This window comes from Mannheimia kashgarensis, from assembly GCF_041807705.1.
Lineage (GTDB): Bacteria > Pseudomonadota > Gammaproteobacteria > Enterobacterales > Pasteurellaceae > Mannheimia.
Genome location: NZ_JBGTYY010000015.1, coordinates 16,336 through 38,903 on the forward strand (window position 1 = coordinate 16,336; position 22,568 = coordinate 38,903).

The 22,568-nt window shown below is 40.6% G+C and carries 19 protein-coding genes; 5 read left to right on the top strand and 14 right to left on the bottom strand.

What is annotated here, in order from left to right; genetic code table 11:
- Positions 1-27 precede the first annotated feature (27 nt).
- From ACERCF_RS07330 to ACERCF_RS07360, 7 genes are all read right to left on the bottom strand, one after another.
- Positions 28-1,014 carry a galactose-1-epimerase gene (locus tag ACERCF_RS07330; protein WP_373625156.1) on the bottom strand — a complete coding sequence of 329 codons (987 nt, stop codon included), beginning with the start codon at positions 1,012-1,014 and terminating at the stop codon, positions 28-30.
- Between the two features lie 22 nt (positions 1,015-1,036).
- Positions 1,037-2,194, bottom strand: coding sequence for a galactokinase (galK, locus tag ACERCF_RS07335; protein WP_373625157.1), 1,158 nt, complete (start codon positions 2,192-2,194; stop codon positions 1,037-1,039).
- A gap of 9 nt (positions 2,195-2,203) precedes the next feature.
- Positions 2,204-3,247 (bottom strand): galactose-1-phosphate uridylyltransferase, encoded by a 1,044-nt coding sequence (galT, locus tag ACERCF_RS07340; RefSeq protein ID WP_373625158.1) that lies wholly within the window; start codon positions 3,245-3,247, stop codon positions 2,204-2,206.
- A gap of 134 nt (positions 3,248-3,381) precedes the next feature.
- Entirely contained in the window at positions 3,382-4,467 is a 1,086-nt protein-coding gene (locus ACERCF_RS07345) for a metallophosphoesterase (RefSeq protein ID WP_373625159.1), read from the bottom strand.
- A 19-nt stretch (positions 4,468-4,486) separates the two neighbouring features.
- Complete coding sequence (locus tag ACERCF_RS07350) at positions 4,487-5,470, bottom strand: AEC family transporter (protein WP_373611592.1); 984 nt, start codon at positions 5,468-5,470, stop codon at positions 4,487-4,489.
- A gap of 107 nt (positions 5,471-5,577) precedes the next feature.
- Positions 5,578-6,676 (bottom strand): peptide chain release factor 2 gene (gene prfB / locus ACERCF_RS07355; protein ID WP_373625160.1). Its coding sequence is split into 2 segments (ribosomal slippage): positions 5,578-6,600 and positions 6,602-6,676, totalling 1,098 coding nucleotides; the frame shifts between segments, so codons are not numbered across the junction.
- A gap of 197 nt (positions 6,677-6,873) precedes the next feature.
- A complete protein-coding gene (locus ACERCF_RS07360) occupies positions 6,874-10,434 on the bottom strand; it encodes an Ig-like domain-containing protein (protein WP_472853092.1) in 3,561 nt (1,186 codons plus the stop codon).
- 195 nt (positions 10,435-10,629) lie between these two features.
- Between ACERCF_RS07360 and selD the strand changes: the two genes are divergently transcribed.
- The 5 genes from selD to ACERCF_RS07390 all read left to right on the top strand — a co-directional run bounded on the left by selD (position 10,630) and on the right by ACERCF_RS07390 (position 15,869).
- Positions 10,630-11,670 carry a selenide, water dikinase SelD gene (selD, locus tag ACERCF_RS07370; RefSeq protein ID WP_373625161.1) on the top strand — a complete coding sequence of 347 codons (1,041 nt, stop codon included), beginning with the start codon at positions 10,630-10,632 and terminating at the stop codon, positions 11,668-11,670.
- Positions 11,670-12,143, top strand: coding sequence for an NUDIX hydrolase (locus tag ACERCF_RS07375; protein WP_373611598.1), 474 nt, complete (start codon positions 11,670-11,672; stop codon positions 12,141-12,143). Before selD ends, ACERCF_RS07375 begins: the two co-directional genes overlap by 1 nt.
- Position 12,144: 1 nt before the next feature.
- Positions 12,145-13,341 (top strand): 2-octaprenyl-6-methoxyphenyl hydroxylase, encoded by a 1,197-nt coding sequence (gene ubiH, locus ACERCF_RS07380; protein ID WP_373625162.1) that lies wholly within the window; start codon positions 12,145-12,147, stop codon positions 13,339-13,341.
- Between the two features lie 261 nt (positions 13,342-13,602).
- A complete protein-coding gene (locus tag ACERCF_RS07385) occupies positions 13,603-14,826 on the top strand; it encodes a uracil-xanthine permease family protein (protein ID WP_373625163.1) in 1,224 nt (407 codons plus the stop codon).
- Between the two features lie 56 nt (positions 14,827-14,882).
- A complete protein-coding gene (locus ACERCF_RS07390; protein WP_373625164.1) occupies positions 14,883-15,869 on the top strand; it encodes a dihydroorotate dehydrogenase in 987 nt (328 codons plus the stop codon).
- A 42-nt stretch (positions 15,870-15,911) separates the two neighbouring features.
- On the opposite strand, the gene ACERCF_RS07395 is transcribed toward ACERCF_RS07390, so the two are convergent.
- The 7 genes from ACERCF_RS07395 to lexA all read right to left on the bottom strand — a co-directional run bounded on the left by ACERCF_RS07395 (position 15,912) and on the right by lexA (position 22,519).
- Positions 15,912-16,322 carry a DUF2251 domain-containing protein gene (locus ACERCF_RS07395; protein WP_373611602.1) on the bottom strand — a complete coding sequence of 137 codons (411 nt, stop codon included), beginning with the start codon at positions 16,320-16,322 and terminating at the stop codon, positions 15,912-15,914.
- 63 nt (positions 16,323-16,385) lie between these two features.
- Positions 16,386-17,696: a phosphopyruvate hydratase gene (gene eno / locus ACERCF_RS07400; protein ID WP_006253064.1), complete on the bottom strand. Its 1,311-nt coding sequence runs from the start codon at positions 17,694-17,696 to the stop codon at positions 16,386-16,388.
- A gap of 180 nt (positions 17,697-17,876) precedes the next feature.
- On the bottom strand, positions 17,877-19,055 hold the full coding sequence (gene rlmC / locus ACERCF_RS07405) for a 23S rRNA (uracil(747)-C(5))-methyltransferase RlmC (protein WP_373625165.1): 1,179 nt from the start codon (positions 19,053-19,055) through the stop codon (positions 17,877-17,879).
- Positions 19,048-20,085, bottom strand: coding sequence for a beta-N-acetylhexosaminidase (nagZ, locus tag ACERCF_RS07410; RefSeq protein ID WP_373611605.1), 1,038 nt, complete (start codon positions 20,083-20,085; stop codon positions 19,048-19,050). The genes rlmC and nagZ overlap by 8 nt, the downstream gene beginning before the upstream one ends.
- 175 nt (positions 20,086-20,260) lie before the next feature.
- Complete coding sequence (locus tag ACERCF_RS07415) at positions 20,261-20,992, bottom strand: TerC family protein (RefSeq protein WP_373625166.1); 732 nt, start codon at positions 20,990-20,992, stop codon at positions 20,261-20,263.
- Between the two features lie 83 nt (positions 20,993-21,075).
- Positions 21,076-21,765 carry a DNA mismatch repair endonuclease MutH gene (gene mutH / locus ACERCF_RS07420; protein WP_373611607.1) on the bottom strand — a complete coding sequence of 230 codons (690 nt, stop codon included), beginning with the start codon at positions 21,763-21,765 and terminating at the stop codon, positions 21,076-21,078.
- Positions 21,766-21,883: 118 nt separating this feature from the next.
- A complete protein-coding gene (gene lexA, locus ACERCF_RS07425) occupies positions 21,884-22,519 on the bottom strand; it encodes a transcriptional repressor LexA (RefSeq protein ID WP_373611608.1) in 636 nt (211 codons plus the stop codon).
- Between the last annotated feature and the right edge of the window lie 49 nt (positions 22,520-22,568).

The window sequence follows — 22,568 nt, forward strand, 5'->3', positions numbered from 1 at the left end:
ATAAGAAAAGTCTCTGTTGTCAAGATTTTACATTTTATGATTAAAATCGCTGACAAACCGATAACTTATCGTATGATGATAACTTTCTCTGGCTTTGGTAATGCCGCCAAATTGTAATAATTCAGGTTGATTAACGGAGTTTGGGAAAAATTCAGGCTCTAATGCCACGCCTGCATAATCTTCATATTCGCCCTCACTCAAATTCGGTTGCCCTTTTAGCCAGTTACCTGTGTAAATTTGTAGAGCTGGCATTGAGGTGTGAAGTTCCATTTTTAAATCTTCTACGGCTAAACAAGCGGTCAGATTTTCACGATTTTTTGCAAGGTGGAAAGCGTGATCGTAACCTTTTACCGCTTTTTGGTCATCATCAGCCAATAAATCTTGCCCGATTTTTTTAGGTTGGCGGAAGTCAAAACTTGTACCTGCTACTTTTTTAAGTGGAGCATTTGGAATACCGCTCGGATCAACAGGTAAATAGCTTTCCGCACTAATCATCAATTCGTGATCTAAAATATTTTCCGAGCCTTGCAAATTAAAATAAGCGTGATTGGTTAAACAAAGAGGCGTGTCTTGGTTTGACTTTGCATCAAAGCTGATTTTCAGTTCATTGTCGGTTAAGCGATATTCCACAAAGGCTTCCACTTCACCACCAAAACCTTCTTCTCCATCTGCAAAAATATAACTAAATTTGACCGCTTGTTCGCTATGGCTTTCCACTTTCCAAATTACTTTATCGCCGCCTAATTCACCACTATGTAAATTATGCTCGCCATTATTTTTGGCTAAGTGATAGGTTTTTCCATTGAGCGAATATTCTGCATTAGCAATACGATTAGCGTAACGTCCAATAGTTGCCCCAAAGAAAGCGGTCTGTTTTTGCCAATTTTTTGCAGAGGTTGTAACTAATACTTCACGCTCTTCGTTTGGCATTTTTATCACGCAAGAGAGCCAAGAAGCTCCGAAGTCTGATAAAGTAATTTTTAAATAGGCATTTTCGAGAGTGAATAATTTCATAGAATATCCTACAATAAAATTGTTAAACTACCTCGTGAACCCCATCACAAGCTGTACATAAATGGAAGGTTTCTTTAATGCCCGTTTGCTTTTCGTAGTTATTAGCAACGGCTTGGCGAAGATCTTCCACTTTATCGTTTGGCACTAAGCAGACCACACAGCCACCGAAGCCACCGCCCGTCATTCTTGCTCCGCCATTTTTACCAATCGCTTTTTGAGCGATTTCAGCTAAACAATCCACTTCAGGGCAGGTAATTTCAAAATCATCACGCATAGAATCGTGCGACGCCGCCATTAACTCGCCTAATTTCACCATATCATTTGTTTTTAAGGCTTCTGCCGCTTCTAACACTCGCTGATTTTCACTGATGATATGCTTCGCACGTTTATAGGCAAGTTCGTTAGTATCACGCAGTTCTGCAGCTCGTTCGATAAACTGCTCGGCACTCACATCACGCAATTTTGCTTTACCGAAGAAGTGAGCGGCAAATTCGCACTGCTCACGGCGGCTGTTGTATTCGCCTGTGACTAAATCGTGCTTCACATTAGAGTTGATGATTGCAATCGAATACCCTTGTGGCACAGGGGTTGGCGTAATTTCAAGGCTGCGGCAATCGATCATCACAAAATGATCTTTTTGCCCTAAAGCAGAGGTAAGTTGATCCATATTGCCACAATTACAGCCAACAAATTTATTCTCTGCTTCTTGCCCGATTAAGGCAATTTGAGTATGAGAAAGGGGTAAATCTCCCAATAATTGAGCCGTTTTACCAATCGACACCTCAAGGGCTGCGGAAGAACTTAAGCCAGATGACATCGGCACATCGCTGGTAATCACTAAATCTGCCCCTTGCTTGAAATCAGGACATTTTGCTTGCACAAATTTCACTACGCCACGCACATAGTTAGCCCATTTGTGTTTGCTTGGTTCGATTGGCTGACTTAGGTCAAATTCATCTTGCTTGTTAATATCAAGAGCAAACACTCGCCATTTGTGGTCATCACGTTTGGCAAAGCTGATTGCGGTACCGTAATTAATTGCACAAGGCATTACAAAGCCATCGTTGTAATCGGTGTGTTCGCCAATAATATTTACTCTTCCCGGGGCAAATACGGTACGTTCTGCTTTATAACCAAAATGTTCTTCAAATTTTTGAACAGCAATCTCTTGTGGTTTCATTCAAATTCCTTATTCTTTATAGTGTTGAGTATCGCTTACCGCATTTAAACGCTCAGCTGCTTGTTCTGGGGTTAAATCACGCTGGGTTTCTGCCATCATTTCATAGCCTACCATAAATTTACGCACGGTTGCAGAACGTAATAGAGGCGGATAGAAATGGGCGTGTAATTGCCAATGAGCATTTTCTTCATCATTAAATGGCGCAAAATGAAAGCCCATCGAGTAAGGGAAGCTGATATTAAATAAATTATCGTAGCGAGTAGTGAGCTTTTTCAATGCTAAAGCTAAATCTGCTTTTTCAGCTTCATTCAAATCTGTAATGGATTTAAACTGCTTCGCTTTCGGCAACAATAAGGTTTCAAACGGCCAAGCTGCCCAATAAGGCACAACTGCAATCCAATCTTCCGTTTCAGCTACAATTCGCTCTTGTTTATCTAGCTCACGTTTAGCGTAATCAAGTAAAAGTGGCGAGCCATATTTTGCAAAATAATCTGCTTGGCACTCATCTTCAATCGTGATTTCATTCGGTAAAAAATTACTCGCCCAAATTTGACCGTGTGGGTGCGGGTTAGAGCAACCCATCATCGAGCCTTTATTCTCAAAAATTTGCACCCATTGATAACGCTCTTTTAACTCATTGGCTTGCTCTTGCCAAACAGTTACGACATCAGCAATTTCTTCTACGGAAAGTTGTGGCAAGGTTTTGCTATGATCAGGCGAGAAACAAATCACACGGCTTTCGCCTTGTGTATGTGAGATCTGAAAAAGTGGATCATCATTCGGCTCTGGAGCAGGTGTGTCTGAAAGTAGAGCAGAGAAATCATTCTTAAACACAAATGGCTTGGTGTAGTTCGGATTTTGCTCACCTGTAATACGTTTATTACCCGGGCAGAGATAGCAAGTTGGGTCATAACTCGGCTTTTCATCTTGCATGATTTCTTCTTGCTGCCCTTGCCACGGACGTTTCGCACGATGCGGAGAGACTAAAATCCATTGATTTTTTAATGGATTAAAACGGCGATGTGGGTGATCGTTGAGGACAAATTCGCTCATATAAAACTCCTCGAAATTAGTAATGCGAAGAGTATAGCGAAACTAAGCCAAAATGACTGTGACATAGCTCACAAAATAATGATGTCAAGCGGTCAAATTTCAGAAAAATTTTGCAAGTTTTCCTCCACTTTGTCTTATGGCTGTTTCCCTTCCACATCAATAATCATCACTTCAGACTGCGAACCTAACCTCATCGGTATTCCCCAAAAACCATAGCCAGAGGTAACAAAATAATGCCCGAAGCCGATTTTTTCATAGCCGTAATGTAGCCTATACATTACTTTGGTAATAATACTAGCAGGGAAAACTTGCCCTTTGTGGGCGTGTCCTGACACTTGAATATCAATCGGTAATTTAGCGTGTTTTTCAATTTCTGTCGGGCGGTGGTCGAGCAAAATCACAGGTAGTTCGGTATTAACCGCTTGCAGTAATTGCTCAGCAGATGGGCGATTTTTCACTAGATCATCGTTACGTCCAATAAGTGTAAATTTTCCATCGATTTCGACCACTTGATCCCACAAAACTGTAATACCTGCTTTACGAATTGCTTGTGCAATACTTTCTTGAGCCCCGAAAAAATCGTGGTTGCCTAATGTAGCATAAACGCCTAGAGGTGCTTTTAATTTTGAAAATGAATCGTGCATATTTTTTGAACGATAAAATACAAGATTATCGTCCATAATATCACCGGGCAATAAAATCAAATCGACTTTTTCTTGATTAAAAATATCTGCCAGTTGGTCAAGCTGTTTCGATCCAAATAATTTTCCTAAATGCAGATCACTTGCCATACCAATGCGAAGCGGTTTTTCTAACGGTTTATCTATTTTAATTGAATAATGCACCACCGTTGGCACATAAGCATTGTAAAAGCCAAGCCCGATTAAGCCTAAGAAGGCAAAGGGGTAGATAGCTTTCAAGCCACGATTAACAGACGGATTTCCTTTGCTTAGTTTGTAAATACAAGCGGTCAAAAAACTCACAAAAAATGCAAATAGCAATAATACCAACACAAATGCCATCACTCGAAACAGAGTAAATGTGCGGATAACGTGCAGAATAACCATTGTGTTAATAGCTAAAAACGTGATGAAATGAATGATTTTTCGACTTCTTGCCGATAAATTAAAAAGCCAGCCGATGGTTCTTCCAACGCTGTATAAAAAGAGTTGTAACACCACAACCACAATGGCGGTGGTAATGTAGTAACGATATTCCAAAATAGTTCCTTAAATGAGGCTAAACCCAGCCTAGTTGTCTTAATAAAAATAGTCCGATGCTGGCACTGAACATTGAGCCAAGCGTGGTAATGCCGATTAAATTAGCTGCCGCTTCGCCATCGCCGCCGTAGTTTCTCGTCATTGCATAAGTGGCGGCTGCCACAGGGGCAGAAGCGGCAACAAAGACAATACCAAGCTCCATTGGTGGTAATTTAAACACAAATTTCCCCAGCAAGAGGAAGAAAATTGGGGCGAAAATCAAGCGAATAGAGGCAGAAAATAGCACGATTTTATTGATGGTGCTTTCCGCTCCTTGATTAAATTGCTTCAACTGCTTGAAATTAATGCTCGCCCCCGTGCAAATTAAGGCGAGGGGAAGTGTTAAGCTCGCCATTAATTTCCCTGCAGATTCAATCGGTTTGGGAATTGAGCTGGCTAATTCAAAGTAGTTGAAAATTAAACCTGCAATCACGGCTAAAATGAGCGGATTTTTCAAAATTGAAATAAGCAATCTACCCACATTGACTTTTTTCTCGCTCAGCGATGAAGTTAGCGTAATCACAGCCAGTACGTTGAATGCAATCACCAAGCACGAAATATAGACCGATGCCGCAGCAAGAGCTTTGTCGCCATAGGCATTGAGAATTAAGGCAATACCTAAAATTGCTGCATTGGTGCGAAATGTGCCTTGCGTGAAAATACAACGGTATCGGCGGTTTTCAATATGCCGTGCTGCCCACCATTCTGCCCATAAATAAATCAAAATCGACCCGCCTACGCCTGTGGAAATCAAGCTGATTTGGCTTGAGAAATCCAACGGGCTTTTTAGCATATTGAAGAAAATCATTGGCGGTAGGGTAAAGTTAAACACCACCTTTGATGCCATATTGCAAAAGGCATCATCAATGAATTTTCGCCTGCGTAGAAAAATCCCAAACAACATTAATAAAATGGTTGGGAGAGTTACGCTAATGCTAAATTGGAGGGAGTCGAAAATGTTCATAGTGCTTGAAATGATTCTTTATGTAGGAGCGGGTCTTATGCCTGCCCGTTATTAACATCGTTATACGGACAGGCACAGGACCTGTCCCTACGCGGAATTTCGGATAATTACAGCCCTGCCTTCAAACTCGCTTGCACGAATTTATCTAAATCGCCGTCCAGCACTTGTTGCGTAGTACGGTGTTCTACCCCTGTGCGGTGATCTTTAATGCGAGAGTCGTCTAACACATACGAACGGATCTGGCTGCCCCAGCCGATATCGGATTTATTGTCTTCCATCGCCTGTTTTTCGGCATTTTTCTTGCTCATTTCCAGCTCGTAAAGTTTCGCTTTGAGCTGTTTCATCGCCTGATCTTTGTTTTGATGTTGTGAACGACCGTTCTGGCACTGCACCACAATCCCGCTCGGCATATGGGTAATACGCACCGCTGATTCAGTTTTATTAACGTGCTGACCGCCCGCCCCTGACGCACGGTACACATCAATACGGAGATCCGCAGGGGTGATTTCAATATCGATATCATCATCAACTTCTGGATAAACGAAGGCTGCGGAGAACGAAGTGTGTCTGCCATTGTTCGCATCAAACGGGCTTTTACGCACTAAGCGGTGAATACCCGTTTCGGTTCTGAACCAGCCGTAGGCATAGTCGCCCGAAATTTTCACGGTGGCGGATTTAATCCCTGCCACATCGCCGTCTGAGGCTTCCATCAATTCCGCTTTAAAGCCTTTGGATTCTGCCCAACGCAGGTACATTCTGAGTAACATTTCCGTCCAGTCTTGAGCTTCCGTGCCACCTGAACCTGCTTGCAAATCCAAATAACAATCGGCACTATCGTGTGGGCCACTGAACATCCGCTTAAATTCTAAATCGGCAAGTTTTTTCTCTAATTCGTCCGCTTCCACTTGGGCTTCGTTGAAGGTATCCACATCTTCTGCCTCGACTGCCAGCTCAATCAAGCCTTCAACATCTTCAATCCCTTGCTCTAATGCCTTAATGGTATTGACAATTTGCTCCAACATTGAGCGTTCTTTCCCCAGTGCTTGAGCTTTCTCCGGTTTGTTCCATACATCAGGCTGTTCCAGCTCTGCATTCACTTCTTCTAAACGTTCGACTTTATTATCAAAGTCAAAGATACCCCCTGATCACCGCAGTGCGTTCGCTTAAATCAGCCAGTTGGTTTTTAATTGGGTTTAATTCAAACATTGTCTTTCCTTTTTCTCAATTTTTCACTTATAAAATAGAGGCTGATTATACCGCAAGCGGTTAAATTTGTAGAATTTTTTGCAAAATTGGTAGCTTACAATTTGTTGAATCGAGATTGATACTTTTTATAACAGATATAAAAAATACCTTTAATGTTATCAACATTAAAGGTATTTAAGGTTATAAGTGGATTTAATTTATAAGACAAAATCAGCCGTATGTTCTGCGACAACAGAAGGATCCAGACTATAAACGATACTTTCTCCTTCTAGTGAGGCTGTTAATTGAACCTCTTTTGATTTTGAGATGCCTTGTGAGTTTTGGCTTTCAATGGTTACGGCGATAGAGGCGAATACGTCCTGAATATTGATTTTATCTAAGAAATCAGGAATAGCATTAGCATTAAGCGGATCGGATTTTAGCTGGGCTTCTAGTTTATCATTAAATCCATCGCCATCACTGTCGAGAGTGATTTGGTTCGTGCCTAATTTAGCTTCTTGTTGGTTGGTTAAGCCGTCATTATCGCTATCTTTATTTAAATAGTGCTTGTCCATCAAGTAACCTCTTGTAAAGGTTTCTTCCAATTTAGCGTTATTATTGAAGAATTGAGACATATTATGCTTATCTCGAGGGTTTCCTGTTCCATCAAAGAAAGTGGTATTCTCATAAGACCCAAGCCCACTGAAGACAAGATAGCCATCACTTAACCATTCGCCTTTAATGACATACGAATTGCTAGTGTGTAATTCTACTGAATTGCTTTTATCGCTATCGTCTGTTATGGCCTCTTTAACAAATTTATCGGTAGTTGCTCTTGCTTCTTTCAGATCATTTGGGCTACCAGAAGTCGTATTTAATACAGCGGTATTGAACAAACTACTATGCTGAAACGCTTTTGCCAGTTCAGGATGATGTTGTACCGTATAAGCGGCAAAATATTGTGCTAAATAGCCACCAAGTGAGTTGCCTGTTGTATATAGGTTATGCGGATAATATTCCGCCACATATTCCGCTGCCTGTTGCAGATAGTTTAATTGTGGGTGCTTCTTACCGCTCAAGATATTTAAATTACCTGACCAATCTGTAATATCACTTGTGCCTTTAAAAGCAATAACAACATTTTGGTAAGAATTATCCGACTGTTTGCCATTGCCATAAATACGGTATTCTAAACCTTCGGCTGCTTGAACAGATTTTAATACCTCCCAATATTTATTAATGTCTCGAATGTCCGCATTATTATTGAAACGCTGAGCGTTAAAGTCATTAATACGACCTTCATTGTAACGCTCAAAAATATTTTTATTCACATTCTCACTGCTATGTGCCGCAGCTGCAAAGAAACGTAAATCTCTTTCTGAAACATTCCACATTTGTGGATTTTTATCGTGAATATCAATAATGCCGTCACCATCAGAGTCTGCTTTATAAGAGGCTGTAATATTTTGAGCTGCCAAATCAGAATTGGTTTCAACATATTGTGTTAAAGCGGTTATTACTTTAGTTTTAGCTTCACTATTTTGTAAAACATAAGCTTTAGGATCGCTTAATGTCGATTTTAAACTGCTAAAATCAAACTGACTGCTAGATTCATAAGTCTCAACCTTATTAGGGTAAGTAACTTTAGTAGAATAAACGGGTAATACCTTATAATCGTGAGTCGCACTTGCAGTCGCCTGATTGCCGGCAATATCTGTTGTAGTTAAACTTGCGGTGATTTTGCTGTTTTTTGCTAAAATTTGACCGCTTGTGGTGATACTAAAACGCCCATTATTTAATTCTGTGCTGAATGTTTCAGCTCCAATTTGAACTGTGATTTTGTCTCCGGTATTTGTATTGGTAGCAGTTCCCGACACAATTACTTCTGCTAACTTGCTTTCATTCAAATTGATGCTATTGTGATCGGTAATATCATCAAATTCAATCACAGGTTGAGGAATAGTTGTCATCATATGATATTCATAAGGCGTTTCTTGGGTAAATTGGTAGCCTGTGTGATCGTATCCTGTGATGGTAACTAATAGAGAGCCGTTGCCATTGGCGACTATCTCGCCTGTAGTTGTCGCTTTGTAGTCATCTCCTTCTTTAGTTGTGGTTAAGACTATATCACCAATTTTTAGTTTTACTACATCACTTGGCTCGGTAAAGGCAACACTGACTTTAATTGTAACCTTATCTTGTTTTGCTTCATTTGCATTTAAAATATTGTCTTCAGTTACATTCACATATTGAACAGTTGGTCTTTTGCGAACGGGTACAACATCACTATGTTGATATTCACGTGTGGTTGTTGCAGTTGCTTGATTGCCGATACTGTCTCGGGTTGTAACAGATGCAATAATTTTTCCGGTGGTCGCTAATATTGCCCCATCGGTTTCTATACTGAATTTACCGCCATCTTGTACTTTTGTAGTAATGACCGTATCACCAATTTGTAAAGTAACAACATCATCTGTTTTAGCATTGCTAACCGTACCGGAAAGTGTGATTTCATCCTCTTCTTTTTCTCTAATATCCAACACATTATCATAAGTTACGTTATCAAGCGTAATAGTTGGCTGAACAATAGCGGTTATTACATCATATTGATGCGTTTTGGTTGCACTTGCTTGATTGCCTTCATTATCCCGTGTAGTAATAGCCGCTATAATTTCACGGCTACTTTCCAGCACAGAGCCATTGGTTATCGCACTGAATTTACCGTCAGCTTGAATAGAAGAAGTTAGAGTTGTGTTGCCAATTTTTAGCGTTAAAACATCATTAGCTTTTGCATTAGTTACTGTTCCTGAAATAGTAATTTGTTCTCTAATCTCAACATTATTGAGAATATTATCCACAGTAATTGGATTAATTACGATTTCAGGTTTCGGTAATTCTTTAGGTACAACAGGCGGAGTTACCTGAGTAGGGCTTTCCTGAGTAGGATTTTCCTGAGTAGGGTTTTCCTGAGTAGGATTTTCCTGAGTAGGGTTTTCCTGAGTAAGGTTTTCCTGAGTAGGGTTTTCCTGAGTAGGGTTTTCCTGAGTAGGGTTTTCCTGAGTAGGGTTTTCCTGAGTAAGGTTTTCCTGAGTAGGATTTTCCTGAGTAGGGTTTTCCTGAGTAGGTTTTTCCTGAGTAGGATTTTCCTGAGTAGGTTTTTCCTGAGTAGGTTTTTCCTGAGTAGGTTTTTCCTGAGTAGGATTTTCCTGAGTAGGTTTTTCCTGAGTAGGTTTTTCCTGAGTAGGATTTTCCTGAGTAGGGTTTTCCTGAGTAGGATTTCTCTGTGTAGTATTACCCACAGGGGAAGCTACCGTAGGTAAAGAGTCTAGCGGTTTATTCGTGTTTACATTGGTTGTTTGGTAAGAAGTAGAATTCCGATCCATTATATGCCAGCCTAATAAACCGACACCGGATAATGCCCCTAACGCCAATAATTTGGTAGCAAAAGTACTGCTATATGCACCATAGCTGCTACTTACTAATTGGGGAACTAAAACACCGGAAGCGGAAGCAGGAATATTCGCAGGATCAATGGTTACACTATAAATGATCCAATCTGCTTTTTCAGCAGCACCGACTTCTTCGGTTGGAACGTTTTCTGCATCTTCAACAGCTGCTTGAGCTTCTTTTTCATTGTATGGAATTGCTTTCACTTCCCAATTTACAACGGTTTCTTCTAAAACGGCTTTCTTTTGTATATTCTCAATATCAGAATTTGCTTTAGTATTATTAACTTTTTTAACATTTTGGGGCGACTTAGGTGTAACGACCTGTTTCATATAATTTACCTTTAAACGAAATTTGTGATTGTGCCTTGATAAAATCTCAGCAAAAAATTTTGCTAATAGTACCAATTCCCCGCCTTTATAGCTAGGTTAAGAATTGTAAGGAAATAAATATTTGTAAAAAGTTTTGTAAATTCCACCGCTTGTTGGCGTACAATAGGCATAATTTTAATTTACGATGGAGGCAGAATGTCTGAACCGATAAAACTTACGCAGTTCAGCCACGGGGCGGGTTGAGGCTGTAAAATTTCGCCTAAGGTGTTAGGGACAATTTTACAAACTCAATTAGAGAAATTTGTCGATCCGAATTTGCTGGTTGGAAACGAAACGGCAGATGATGCGGCGGTGTATGATTTGGGCAATGGTCAGGCGATTATCAGCACCACAGATTTCTTTATGCCGATTGTTGATGATCCGTTTGATTTCGGGCGGATCGCTGCTGCCAATGCAATTAGCGATATTTTCGCGATGGGCGGCAAGCCGATTATGGCAATTGCCATTCTTGGTTTCCCTGTCAATAAATTACCTGCGGAAGTGGCTCAACAGATTGTAGAGGGCGGTCGTTTTGCTTGCCAACAAGCAGGAATTGCGTTGGCGGGCGGGCATTCTATTGACTCACCAGAGCCGATTTTTGGTTTAGCCGTAACAGGCATTGTGCCGACAGAACGAGTAAAACGTAATGCCTCTGCAACGGCTGGCTGTGAACTATTTTTAACCAAACCGCTTGGTATTGGCATTTTAACTACCGCAGAGAAGAAAGGCTTACTGAAACCTGAACATCAAAACTTGGCGAGTGAAACAATGTGCCAAATCAATTTGATAGGAGCGGAATTGGCAGAACTCCCAGAAGTAATGGCAATGACCGATGTAACAGGTTTTGGGTTGTTAGGGCATTTAAGCGAAGTTTGTCAAGGCTCTGGTGTGCGTGCAGAAGTGCATTTTGCTGATATTCAAACCTTAGAGGGGACAAAAGAGTATATTGCGTTAGGAGCAGTCCCGGGTGGTACAAATCGTAATTTTGATAGTTACGGACATTTGATTTCCGCAATGACGGACGAGCAAAAAGCGATCTTGTGTGATCCGCAAACATCGGGCGGATTGCTTGTTGCGGTATTGCCACAAGCGGTCGAAAAAATCCAACAAATTGCAAATCGGGCAGGTGTGCCACTATTCCACGTTGGCAAATTGCTTGAAAAAGAAGATGGAAAGCCACTTATTGAGGTAGTTTGATGTTTAAACCAAATGTAACAATGGCGTGCGTGGTGCATTGTAAAGGTAAGTTTTTGTTCGTGGAAGAAATTGAATATGGCAAGCGAACCCTTAACCAACCGGCAGGGCATTTAGAAGCAAATGAAACCTTGCAGGAAGGAGCAAGCCGTGAATTGTTTGAAGAAACAGGTATTCGGGCGGAAATGGCAAGCCTTGTGAAAATTTATCAGTGGCAAGCCCCTCGCTCGAAAACGGATTATCTGCGTTTCTTGTTAGCGGTTGAGCTTGATGATTGGCTTGAGCCAAATCCACAAGATGCCGATATTACCCAAGCCCTTTGGCTCACTTTAGCCGAATTTGAAGACTACATTCAGCAACCAGGGCAATGTGCCAGAAGTCCGTTGGTGATTCAATCGGTCAAAGATTATTTAAGCGGCGAGCGTTATCCGTTAAGTATTCTCAATGCGTTTGATTGGGCGAAAAATGGAAAATAAAATGGCAACTGAATTTGATGTCGTAATTGTGGGCGGGGCACTAACTGGCTCGGTGCTGGCATTAGCCTTAAGTAGTTTTACCCAGCATAAAATCTCCATTGCGATTGTAGAGAAATCTGCACCAAACTACGCACAGCAAGGTGGTTTTGATGCGAGAAGTATTGCCCTCGCACAGGGCAGTTTGCAAAAAATGCGAAAAATCACACCGCTTGTAGGCGATGATTTAGGGGTTGAAATCAGCAAAATTGCTACGCCGATTAAGCAAATTCAAGTGGCGGATAAAGGGCATTTTGGTAAAACAACGTTGAAAGCAAGCGAGCAGAATATCTCTCAGCTTGGGGTTGTGGTTGAACTTGCAAAATTAGGTAAAAAATTGACCGCTTGTATCGAACAGCAGCCGAATATTCAGCTTTTTTGCCCAAATGAAGTTGAGGTAATTAAACGCTCACAACAAGGTTGTGAACTCATGCTAAAAAATGACGAGCAGTTGAGCTGTTCCTTGCTTGTGGCAGCAGATGGCATTCAATCCAATATTGCGAAACAGTGTGGTGTGGAAATGGTGCAGGTTCAAGATTATGAGCAGTCGGCCATTATTGCCAATGTAGAATTGAGTGAATGGCACCAAAACCAAGCCTTTGAGTATTTTACCGAACAAGGGCCTTTTGCCTTATTGCCATTAAGCGGCAATATGATGTCGCTGGTATGGTGTGTGAAAAATGCTGATGAATTAATGCAGCTGTCTGATAACGAATTTTTAAGCCGATTACAACATCAATTCGGTTGGAAGTTAGGGCAGTTTTTGCGTGTGAGCAAGCGGTTTGTTTATCCGCTGATTTCACAAAAAGCAGAAAGCCATATTCATCATAGATTAGCGATTGTCGGCAATGCTGCACAAATGCTACACCCTGTGGCAGGGCAAGGGTTTAACTTAGGCTTGCGTGATTTGCATACATTGGCAGAACGGGTAGCTCAAGCCTTCAATCAGAACAAAGATATTGGCAAGTTTTCATTATTAGCTGCGTTTGAGCAAGAGCGAAAGCAAGATCAAGAGCGGATCATTAATGCGACAAGCGGTCTGATTTCTATTTTTTCTTGCGAAATTTTATCTATTCAGGTTATGCGGAATTTAGGTTTATTTGCCGTTTCACATTCAAAAATAGCGAGGGATTTTATCGCTAACCGAGCATTAGGCTGGTAAAAGTATAAAATCCTAAATTTTCTGTTTGACATTGGTGCAAGAACACTATATTATTCTGCCCGTTTAAAAATTAAACCTAAGCCTTGAATGAAAATTCAAGGCTTTTCTATTAGTGGAAGCCCTAGAAATTTTATTTGCCGTCAAATCGGCAAAAAAATTTTACCTAAAATTCGCAAACGTTTGCGAAATCATTTTGTAGCAGTCGCTTTCATTTGAGTAACGGCAAGAGTTACATCGTAATCACACAAAGAGAGTAAAAAAATGACCACAGAAAATATTAGTACGCCAAAACAGGCGTTTATTGGGCTACAAATGCTATTTGTTGCATTTGGGGCGTTGGTACTAGTTCCGCTAATTACCGGTTTAGATCCTAATGTTGCCCTTCTTACCGCCGGTGTCGGTACGCTAATTTTCCAAGTTTGCACTAAACGTCAAATTCCTGTTTTCCTCGCATCTTCTTTCGCCTTTATCGCTCCAATCCAATTTGGTGTTCAACAATGGGGTATTCCTGTCACAATGGGGGCATTACTCTGTTCAGGGTTCATCTATATGGCATTATCAGCTTTGGTTAAAGCAAAAGGTGTTGAAATCTTACATCGCTATTTCCCACCGATTGTTATTGGCCCAGTGATTATGGTAATCGGCTTGGGTCTTGCTCCTGTGGCGGTAGATATGGCAACAGGTAAATCAGCAAATATTGCATATAATACTGCTATTGTGGTTTCAATGACGACATTGGTAACAACACTTATTGTAGCTGTTTTTGCGAAAGGCTTATTAAAATTAGTGCCAATTTTGGCCGGTTTAACAGTTGGCTACCTCTTATCTATTTTTATGGGATTAATTGATTTCACGAAAGTAATTGAAGCTCCTTGGTTTAGCTTACCAAATGTTTCTGCCCCTGAATTCCAATTAGACGCTATTCTTTACTTGCTCCCAATCGCTCTTGCTCCTGCCGTTGAACACTTAGGCGATGTAATGGCAATCAGCCAAGTAGCAGGTAAAGATTTTATGAAAAAACCGGGTTTACACCGCACGCTTCTTGGTGATGGTTTAGCAACCTCAGCAGCAGCGGCATTAGGTGGCCCACCAAATACTACTTACTCAGAAGTAACGGGGGCGGTAATGCTCACTAAAAACTTCAACCCGAAAATTATGACTTGGGCAGCGGTATGGGCAATCGGCTTCTCATTCTGCGGTAAAATCGGCGCATTCTTATCGACTATCCCAACCTTTGTGATGGGCGGTATTATGATGTTACTCTTCGGTGCCGTTGCTGTGGTAGGTATCAACACCTTAATCAAAGCTAAAGTGGATTTAAGCATTCCTCGCAACCTTTGTATCGCTTCTGTGGTAATGACATTCGGTATCGGTGGTATGTTAATCAACATCGGCGAATTTTCATTGAGAGGGATCAGCTTGTGTGCTTTAGTTGCCATTTTATTAAACATTGTATTACCAAAAGAAAAAAACGCAACTCACTAATCGGAAAGGACGCTAATGCGTCCTTTTTACTAAAAATCATAAATAAGGAATAATCTATGCAAAAATTAATATTCAACCCACCGCTTCTTAATACCCCTTGTCCTTGGTGTTCAGAATTAGAAAACTTGCGTGAGCTTTATGCCTGTGAATACACGGGGGCGGTAACCACTCGTACCTCAATGCCACAACCTTACCCGCACGATTGGTCGAAGAATCAATATGTGCTGTTTGATTCAACCGCTCAGAAAACCGCAAGCGTAAATACGCAAGATGCAAGTAGCTTACAAACAGCGAGCTTAAATACCATTGGCTTAAGTCCGAATAATTTAGATACCACCATTAGCTTCGTGCGTACGATTTCAAATGAACTTGCTGCACCGTCAAGCAAACCATTTATCATTTCTGTATTTGGCTCGCCTGAAGAAGTGGGGGAGTGTTATGAGAAAATTGTCACATTCCAAGCTGAAGTGAAAATGCCGTTAGCGATGGAAATTAATATCTCTTGCCCAAATATTCCGGGAGAGATTTCACCGGCATATTCTGCTGAGGAGTTATCTCACTATTTACACGCTTTACAAACTGCATTGAAAAAGCTCAATCAAGGAGAGAATGCATTACCAATCGGCATTAAAACTCCACCTTTTACCTATCAAAATCAGTATGATGAGTTGATTAAAGGGCTATTACAAGCGGTCGAAAATGGCAAAAATTTACCAATCGCCTTTATTACTTCAACCAATACGCTTGGCTCATCACTTGTGTTACAAAATGGCAAAGCGGTATTAAATTCAGAGCTGGGAACAGGCGTTGGTGGTATGGCAGGTACGGCAATTCACGCCCTTTCGCTGGGGAATGTTTACACGCTTCGCCAAATGTTAGATCAAGAGCCTAAACTTAAACATCTTCAAATCATTGGGGTTGGTGGCGTAAATGACAAAGCGGGTTTCGACCGTATGAAATCGGTAGGAGCGGATTTTGTTGGCTTAGCCACAGCACTAGGCGTAAAAGGGATTGGAGTATTTAAAGAGATCCTTGAAAAATAATACAGATAAATAAGGGCAAGTTTTAAATTTGCCCTTATTTATTTAACCCAACCATTTCTCCACCAATTCATTGGTGGTTTCTTTATGTACCCACATACTTCCAAGCTCTGGCTGTGGGTATTTAGTGCGGTTATAGCCAACAAATTGGTGGAAATCAAATACGGCGTGTGGATAGCCGTTAATCAATAAAAAGGCTTGGTAGCCATCTTCACTCCAACAAATTTCTAATCGGCGAGGCTCGTGTAGCGAGTTCTGTTCAATATCACTTACGCTAAAGACAAACAAACTATCTACTACAGGTTGCTCGCTTTGGTGTAAATCCATTGCATAGAAATAGCCCGTTTCGCCATCAATTTCAAACATCACGACTAAATGTTCGTGCTGAGTGGAGTGAGCACCATTACGATAAGATTCGTTTAGTAAAATGTGGTCGGTTAAAACAGAGTAGAGCATTACATTATCCTTATAAGCAAAATGCCACCGATTTCTCAGTGGCATTTGAAGTTTAATCAGCAATTATGCTTGACCTTTAATCTCTTTACGACCATTGAAAGGAGCTGGTGTGCCAGCACGCTCTAATGCTTCTTCGATACGGATTAATTGGTTGTATTTCGCAACACGGTCTGAACGGCTCATAGAACCAGTTTTGATTTGACCTGCTGCTGTACCTACTGCTAAATCTGCAATGGTTGCATCTTCGGTTTCGCCGCTGCGGTGAGAGATAACCGCTGTGTAACCTGCGTCTTTAGCCATTTTGATTGCTGCTAAAGTTTCAGTTAATGAACCAATTTGGTTGAATTTGATTAAGATAGAGTTTGCGATACCGTTTTCGATACCACGAGCTAAGATCTTAGTATTAGTAACGAATAAATCGTCACCTACTAATTGAACTTTGTCGCCTAATACTTTAGTTTGGTATGCGAAACCTTCCCAGTCTGACTCATCTTGACCATCTTCGATAGACACGATTGGGTACTCTTTGCATAAACCTTCTAAGTAGTGAGTGAATTCTTGTGAAGTGAAAGTTTTACCTTCGCCTTTCATATCGTACACATTACGTTCTTTGTCGTAGAATTCTGAAGATGCACAGTCCATCGCTAAAGTAACATCTTTACCTAACTCATAACCTGCTTTTTCAACCGCTTCTTTGATACACGCTAAAGCGTCTGCGTTTGACGCAAGATTTGGTGCGAAACCACCTTCATCACCAACTGCAGTGTTTAAACCTTTCGCTTTTAATACTTTCGCAAGATTGTGGAACACTTCTGCACCAATACGTAATGCTTCTTTTAAGGTTTTTGCACCAACTGGTTGAATCATAAATTCTTGAATATCAACGTTGTTGTCTGCGTGTTCACCACCGTTGATGATATTCATCATTGGTAATGGCATTGAGTAAACGCCCGGCGTGCCGTTTAATTCTGCAATGTATGCGTAAAGTGGTAAACCTTTTGATGCTGCTGCTGCTTTAGCTGTTGCTAAAGAAACGGCTAAGATTGCGTTTGCACCGAATTTAGATTTGTTTTCTGTACCATCTAAATCGATCATAATTTGGTCGATTTCAGCTTGTGCTGTACCTTCTTTGCCTTCTAATGCTTTAGCAATTTCGTTGTTTACTGCAGAAACCGCTTTTAATACACCTTTACCTAAGAAACGTGATTTATCACCATCGCGTAACTCTAATGCTTCACGAGAACCTGTAGAAGCACCTGATGGAGCAGCTGCTAAACCTACAAAGCCACCTTCTAAGTGAACTTCTGCTTCTACTGTTGGGTTACCACGAGAGTCGATAATTTCACGACCGATTACTTTAACAATTTTAGCCATTGTTGAGTTCCTCTAATTTGAGAGTTAATAGAAAAAAAGAAATAGGTATATAGTAAAGCGATTCCTGCTTTATCTTTTCAAAGAGTAATCACAGATTACTTCTGTGAACAAAAGACTATATTCGGTTGGCGATTATAACAACATTTGCAAAAAACGGCAAAAATTTGCCCGCTTGTATGCTTATTTTTTGATTAAAAACGTCAATGTTTCATAATGTGAAGTATGGGGGAACATATCAAACAACTGTACTTTTCTAAGCTCATAATTGGTTAAGGCTTCAAAATCTTTCGCCATAGATTGAGCATTGCAGCTTGAATAAATAAGATAAGGCGAACCCAATTCATTTAAAAATTCAGCTAACGGTTTGCCAATGCCTCTGCGAGGCGGATTGACAATTACTAAATCAGGCGTTGAGCCTGCTTCATTTAACGCAAATTGAGCGGAATCGAGTGAAGCAAATGTTACTTTCTCTAAACCTAATTTTTCCGCTGATTTTGTTGCACTGGCAATGGCAGAAGCGGAAATTTCAATGCCTGTTAATTCCACATCAACCCCTTTATCTTGTAATGCTTTAGCACAATGCAATCCAAAACCGCCTACACCACAGAAGAGATCCCAGCATTTTTGGATTGGTAAGTGTTCAATCCATTGTTGAGCGGTCAAGTAAAGCTGGCTTGCAACAACAGGGTTAGTTTGGAAAAAGCCTTGCGGACGAATAAATAACGGTATGCCGTTAAAATGCTCTTCAATCACGTTATGTTCGGTGAGAAAAATCTCGGCTTCGCCCTCTAATACAGCGGCGTGTTGTGGCTGAATATTCAGGCTAACTACCGAATTTTGGGGTAGCTTTTCCAGTAACTTAGGTAACTCTCTTTCCACCAACGCTCGTTTTGCTTCACTTCTTACTACAAAGCGAACCATAAGTGATTGATTAAATTGGCTTTCGGTAATCAGAATATATTTCAGCTCGCCTTTTTTCTTAGCGATGTTATAAGGCACTAAGCCTGCTCTCCCGATAAAATCTTTAAGAATTGGAAATAAGTGATAAAACGAAGTGGGGTAGAGCGGGCAGTCGGTTAAATCTACGCCACTTTGCGGATCGTTTTGATCTTTTAAAATGCCTAGAATTGGACGTTCCACACTACCTGATACCACCATTTTAGCTTTGTTGCGAAAATGAGAAATAGGGGAGCTTACAAGCGGTAAGATTTCCGTTTTATTTTGCAAAATAAACTGCAAAATCAACCGCTTGAGATCGGATTCTTTATCTGCTAGTTGGTTTTGATAAGGCGTTGCAAGCCATTGGCAAGAGGTGCAATCGCCACGCTCAAAATGTACACAGTTTAGCTGATTAGGCATTGGCTTCTTTCCACTCTAACCAGTTATTTTGAAGAGCAGTTAGCTCTGCTTGAGCCTGTTGATAACGTGTGCTGTTTTCTAACTCACGCCAAGTTACCGTTCTGCGTTTCATTAATGATAAATGACGCTCTTTTTGAGCTTGGTTTGGCTGATATTTCAAGCCATCTAATACTTGAACAACGCCCTCTGGCTCGTTGCAGAGTAGCAGTAAATCGCAACCTGCTTGAATGGCTTTTTCTGAACGCTCAACAAAGTCGCCCATAAAACCAGCCCCTTTCATTCCTAAATCATCAGAGAAAATCATGCCGTTAAAATTGAGTTGTTTGCGTAACACCTCTTTGAGCCAGTAAGCCGAACCGCTGGCAGGCTGGCTATCGCATTGAGTGTAAACAACGTGAGCAGGCATAATGGCGGAGAGCTTGCCTTTGCTAATTAGCTGTTTAAATGGCTGAATATCGTGGTTAAAAATAATTTCTTTTGCTCTGTCATCAAAAGGGGTTTCTAAATGTGAATCGGCTAAAACGTGTCCGTGTCCAGGAAAATGTTTACCTGTGGTTGCCATTCCCACCTCAAGCATACCGTCAATAAAGGCTTCGGCAATCGGCAAAATAGTGTTTGGATCTTGCCCGAATGAACGATCGCCAATCGCTTTACACTCGTGCCCTAAATCTAAAACAGGAGCAAAGCTTAAATCAATGTCTAAGGCAAACATTTCAGCTGCCATCAACCAGCCTGTTTCTTTCGCTAATTGTTTTGCTTGCTCTGGTGTTTGAGCCAGTTGATTAAAAGATTGCATTGCAGGTAATTTGGTAAAACCTTCACGGAAACGTTGCACTCGCCCACCTTCTTGATCAACGGTGATCAATAATGGCTTTTTCACACGTTGGCGAATATCTTTCACGAGAGCTTGAACTTGTTCTTTATCATAAAAATTACGAGTGAAGAGAATTAAGCCAGAAACCAGAGGGTGTTCTAGCATTTCCACTTCTTCTTGAGTGAGTTCTTTGTCTTTAATATCAATAAGTAACATAAAATTCTAATTGTAGGGGCGGGTCCTGTGCCCGCCCAATATATAAAAAGGTAGATTGCGGACAGGCACAGGACCTGTCCCTACCATAATTTTGAATATGGTAAATTAAATGTGAAGAATATTGTACATTAAAAAGCCCCTGATTTTCATCAAGGGCTAACGAATTGCGAAGTAATTAAATTTGTTGTACTTTCATTTGATTACGACGCATTTTGATATTAAGCATTTCAACCAACACAGAGAAGCCCATTGCAGTATAAACAGCGGTTTTAGGAATATGCACATCAAAGGCTTCGCCAACCAACACCACACCAATTAAAATTAAAAACGCTAAAGCAAGGTTTTTAATTGTTGGGTTGTTATCCACAAAATCACCAATCGTTTTTGCTGCCATCATCATTACAGCCACAGCAATCATAATGGCGATCACCATGACAGGAATATCGTTTGCTATTGCGACAGCGGTAATTACTGAATCGAGAGAGAATACCACATCAAAAATTGCAATTTGGGTAAGAATCATCATAAAACTTGCTTTTTTCACGGAGTTTGACTCTTCTTTATGTGAATCGGCAGCAATAGATTCTTTTAATTCCATTGAACTTTTTACAATCAGGAATAATCCGCCTAACAAGAGAATTAAATCCCTACCGGAAATCGCATTTCCTGCTATATGGAAAAGCGGATTTACCAATTTCATCATCCACGCAAGTGAAAGAAGGAGGAGAATACGCGTTCCCATTGCAAGCGCTAAACCAATAATACGAGCAGATTGACGTTGTTCAATTGGCAGGCGGGAAACTAAAATACTGATAACAATGATGTTATCAATACCGAGTACAATTTCAAGCCCGGTTAGCGTAACAAGTGCTATCCAAGCTTCAGGATTGGTAATCCAATCAAACATAAGAATATCCTTTTAAAAAGAGTGGATTAATGGGTTTTAACTATCAGATAGAGGACAGGAGCATATAGATAATGAGTATAAATTTAAATAGGGGAATGTAAAAAGTTTTGTAAAATTTCCGCTGTGAATTGTTTTCGTAAATAAAAACCTAAAGGCAGTGATTGAACGCGTTCGCCATCAGCATTAATAGCAACGGTTACAGAGCGATTATTTCTTCCTTTGGGTCTAAGTTGTAACACTTCGCCGTGCTTGGCATTGATTTCGTGGAGCTTGCCTAACACAATCATTTCCATCAACTCTTCCCAATCACGTTTTAATTGGCATTCTTGTTCAGCGGTAGGCGACCATAAAATCGCTTGCCCAATATGGCGTTGATAAAGTGGAATTGTACGTTCACCCTCAATGGGGATCCATAACACCCGAGAGAGTTTATGTTTAACGTGGGAGCTTTCCCAAGTAATGCCATTGTTTTGAGTAAGTGGAGCAAGACACACAAAAGTGGTTTCGAGTGGCAAACCTTTTTGATTAATAGGAATCGTTTTAAGCTCAATGCCTAAATGGGCAAAATCTTGCTCTGCTTTACTGCCTGCTTTTGCTCCGAGTGCGGTTTCAATCAGTGTTCCTACCCAGCCTTTATCTCGTTTTAAATCAGGTGGAACAGGAATCTTCAACATTTCCGCAATTTCACCTAAGGTAAAACCTGCCAGCCATTGTGCTTTGGCAAGCAGTGCTTGTTCAGTGTGAGGAAAGCTGGCAAGGGAGTAATCACTCATAGAGAATTTAATAGACAAGCGGTCATTTTTTAATGATTTTTTGCAATTAGCATTATTTTGTAATTAGCATTATGGGATAGGGCGAAAAATATTTCGCCTCTATTTCACCTCTATAATATTACATCCACGCATTACTGCGAATAACGCCAACGGCAATTCCTTCAATCTCAATATATTCTTGGCTTGGATTAACAATAATTGGCTTTAATTCATCATTTTCAGGGTGCAAATAAATTAATTCGCCCTTTTTCTCTAAACGTTTTACCGTTACTTCATCATTCACACGGGCAACAACAACTTGACCGTTACGGGCTGTGTTTGTCTTATGAACCGCCAATAAATCGCCATCTAAAATGCCGATTTTCTCCATTGAATTACCATTTACTTTGAGCAAATAATCAGCAGTTGGATTAAACATCGCCCCATTAACAGGATAATGATTTTCAACGTGTTCAATCGCTAGAATTGGCGTGCCTGCCGCTACTTTACCGATTAATGGTAAGCCTTCATCTTCATCATTGGCGGCCTCGTTTTCGTCTTCCACTAAAATACGAATACCACGAGAAGTACCTGAAAGCATTTCAATATAACCTTTACGGGCTAAGGCTTTTAGATGTTCCTCTGCGGCATTAGGCGATTTAAAACCGATTTCTCGTGCAATTTCTACACGAGTGGGAGGCATACCCGTGGTTTCAATATGTTTTTTTACAAAATCAAAAATTTCTTGCTGACGAGCCGTTAAATGTTTACGCATTTGGGGTGAACCTCACTGTCTTTATATACAGAAAATATTGATAGTATAT

Coding starts and splice junctions, on each gene's coding strand:
- ACERCF_RS07330 (WP_373625156.1), bottom strand. CDS start 1,014: ATGAAATTATTCACTCTCGAAAATGCCTATTTAAAAATTACTTTATCA.
- galK (WP_373625157.1), bottom strand. CDS start 2,194: ATGAAACCACAAGAGATTGCTGTTCAAAAATTTGAAGAACATTTTGGT.
- galT (WP_373625158.1), bottom strand. CDS start 3,247: ATGAGCGAATTTGTCCTCAACGATCACCCACATCGCCGTTTTAATCCA.
- ACERCF_RS07350 (WP_373611592.1), bottom strand. CDS start 5,470: ATGAACATTTTCGACTCCCTCCAATTTAGCATTAGCGTAACTCTCCCA.
- ACERCF_RS07360 (WP_472853092.1), bottom strand. CDS start 10,434: ATGAAACAGGTCGTTACACCTAAGTCGCCCCAAAATGTTAAAAAAGTT.
- ACERCF_RS07375 (WP_373611598.1), top strand. CDS start 11,670: ATGTTTAAACCAAATGTAACAATGGCGTGCGTGGTGCATTGTAAAGGT.
- ubiH (WP_373625162.1), top strand. CDS start 12,145: ATGGCAACTGAATTTGATGTCGTAATTGTGGGCGGGGCACTAACTGGC.
- ACERCF_RS07385 (WP_373625163.1), top strand. CDS start 13,603: ATGACCACAGAAAATATTAGTACGCCAAAACAGGCGTTTATTGGGCTA.
- ACERCF_RS07390 (WP_373625164.1), top strand. CDS start 14,883: ATGCAAAAATTAATATTCAACCCACCGCTTCTTAATACCCCTTGTCCT.
- ACERCF_RS07395 (WP_373611602.1), bottom strand. CDS start 16,322: ATGCTCTACTCTGTTTTAACCGACCACATTTTACTAAACGAATCTTAT.
- eno (WP_006253064.1), bottom strand. CDS start 17,696: ATGGCTAAAATTGTTAAAGTAATCGGTCGTGAAATTATCGACTCTCGT.
- rlmC (WP_373625165.1), bottom strand. CDS start 19,055: ATGCCTAATCAGCTAAACTGTGTACATTTTGAGCGTGGCGATTGCACC.
- nagZ (WP_373611605.1), bottom strand. CDS start 20,085: ATGTTACTTATTGATATTAAAGACAAAGAACTCACTCAAGAAGAAGTG.
- ACERCF_RS07415 (WP_373625166.1), bottom strand. CDS start 20,992: ATGTTTGATTGGATTACCAATCCTGAAGCTTGGATAGCACTTGTTACG.
- mutH (WP_373611607.1), bottom strand. CDS start 21,765: ATGAGTGATTACTCCCTTGCCAGCTTTCCTCACACTGAACAAGCACTG.
- lexA (WP_373611608.1), bottom strand. CDS start 22,519: ATGCGTAAACATTTAACGGCTCGTCAGCAAGAAATTTTTGATTTTGTA.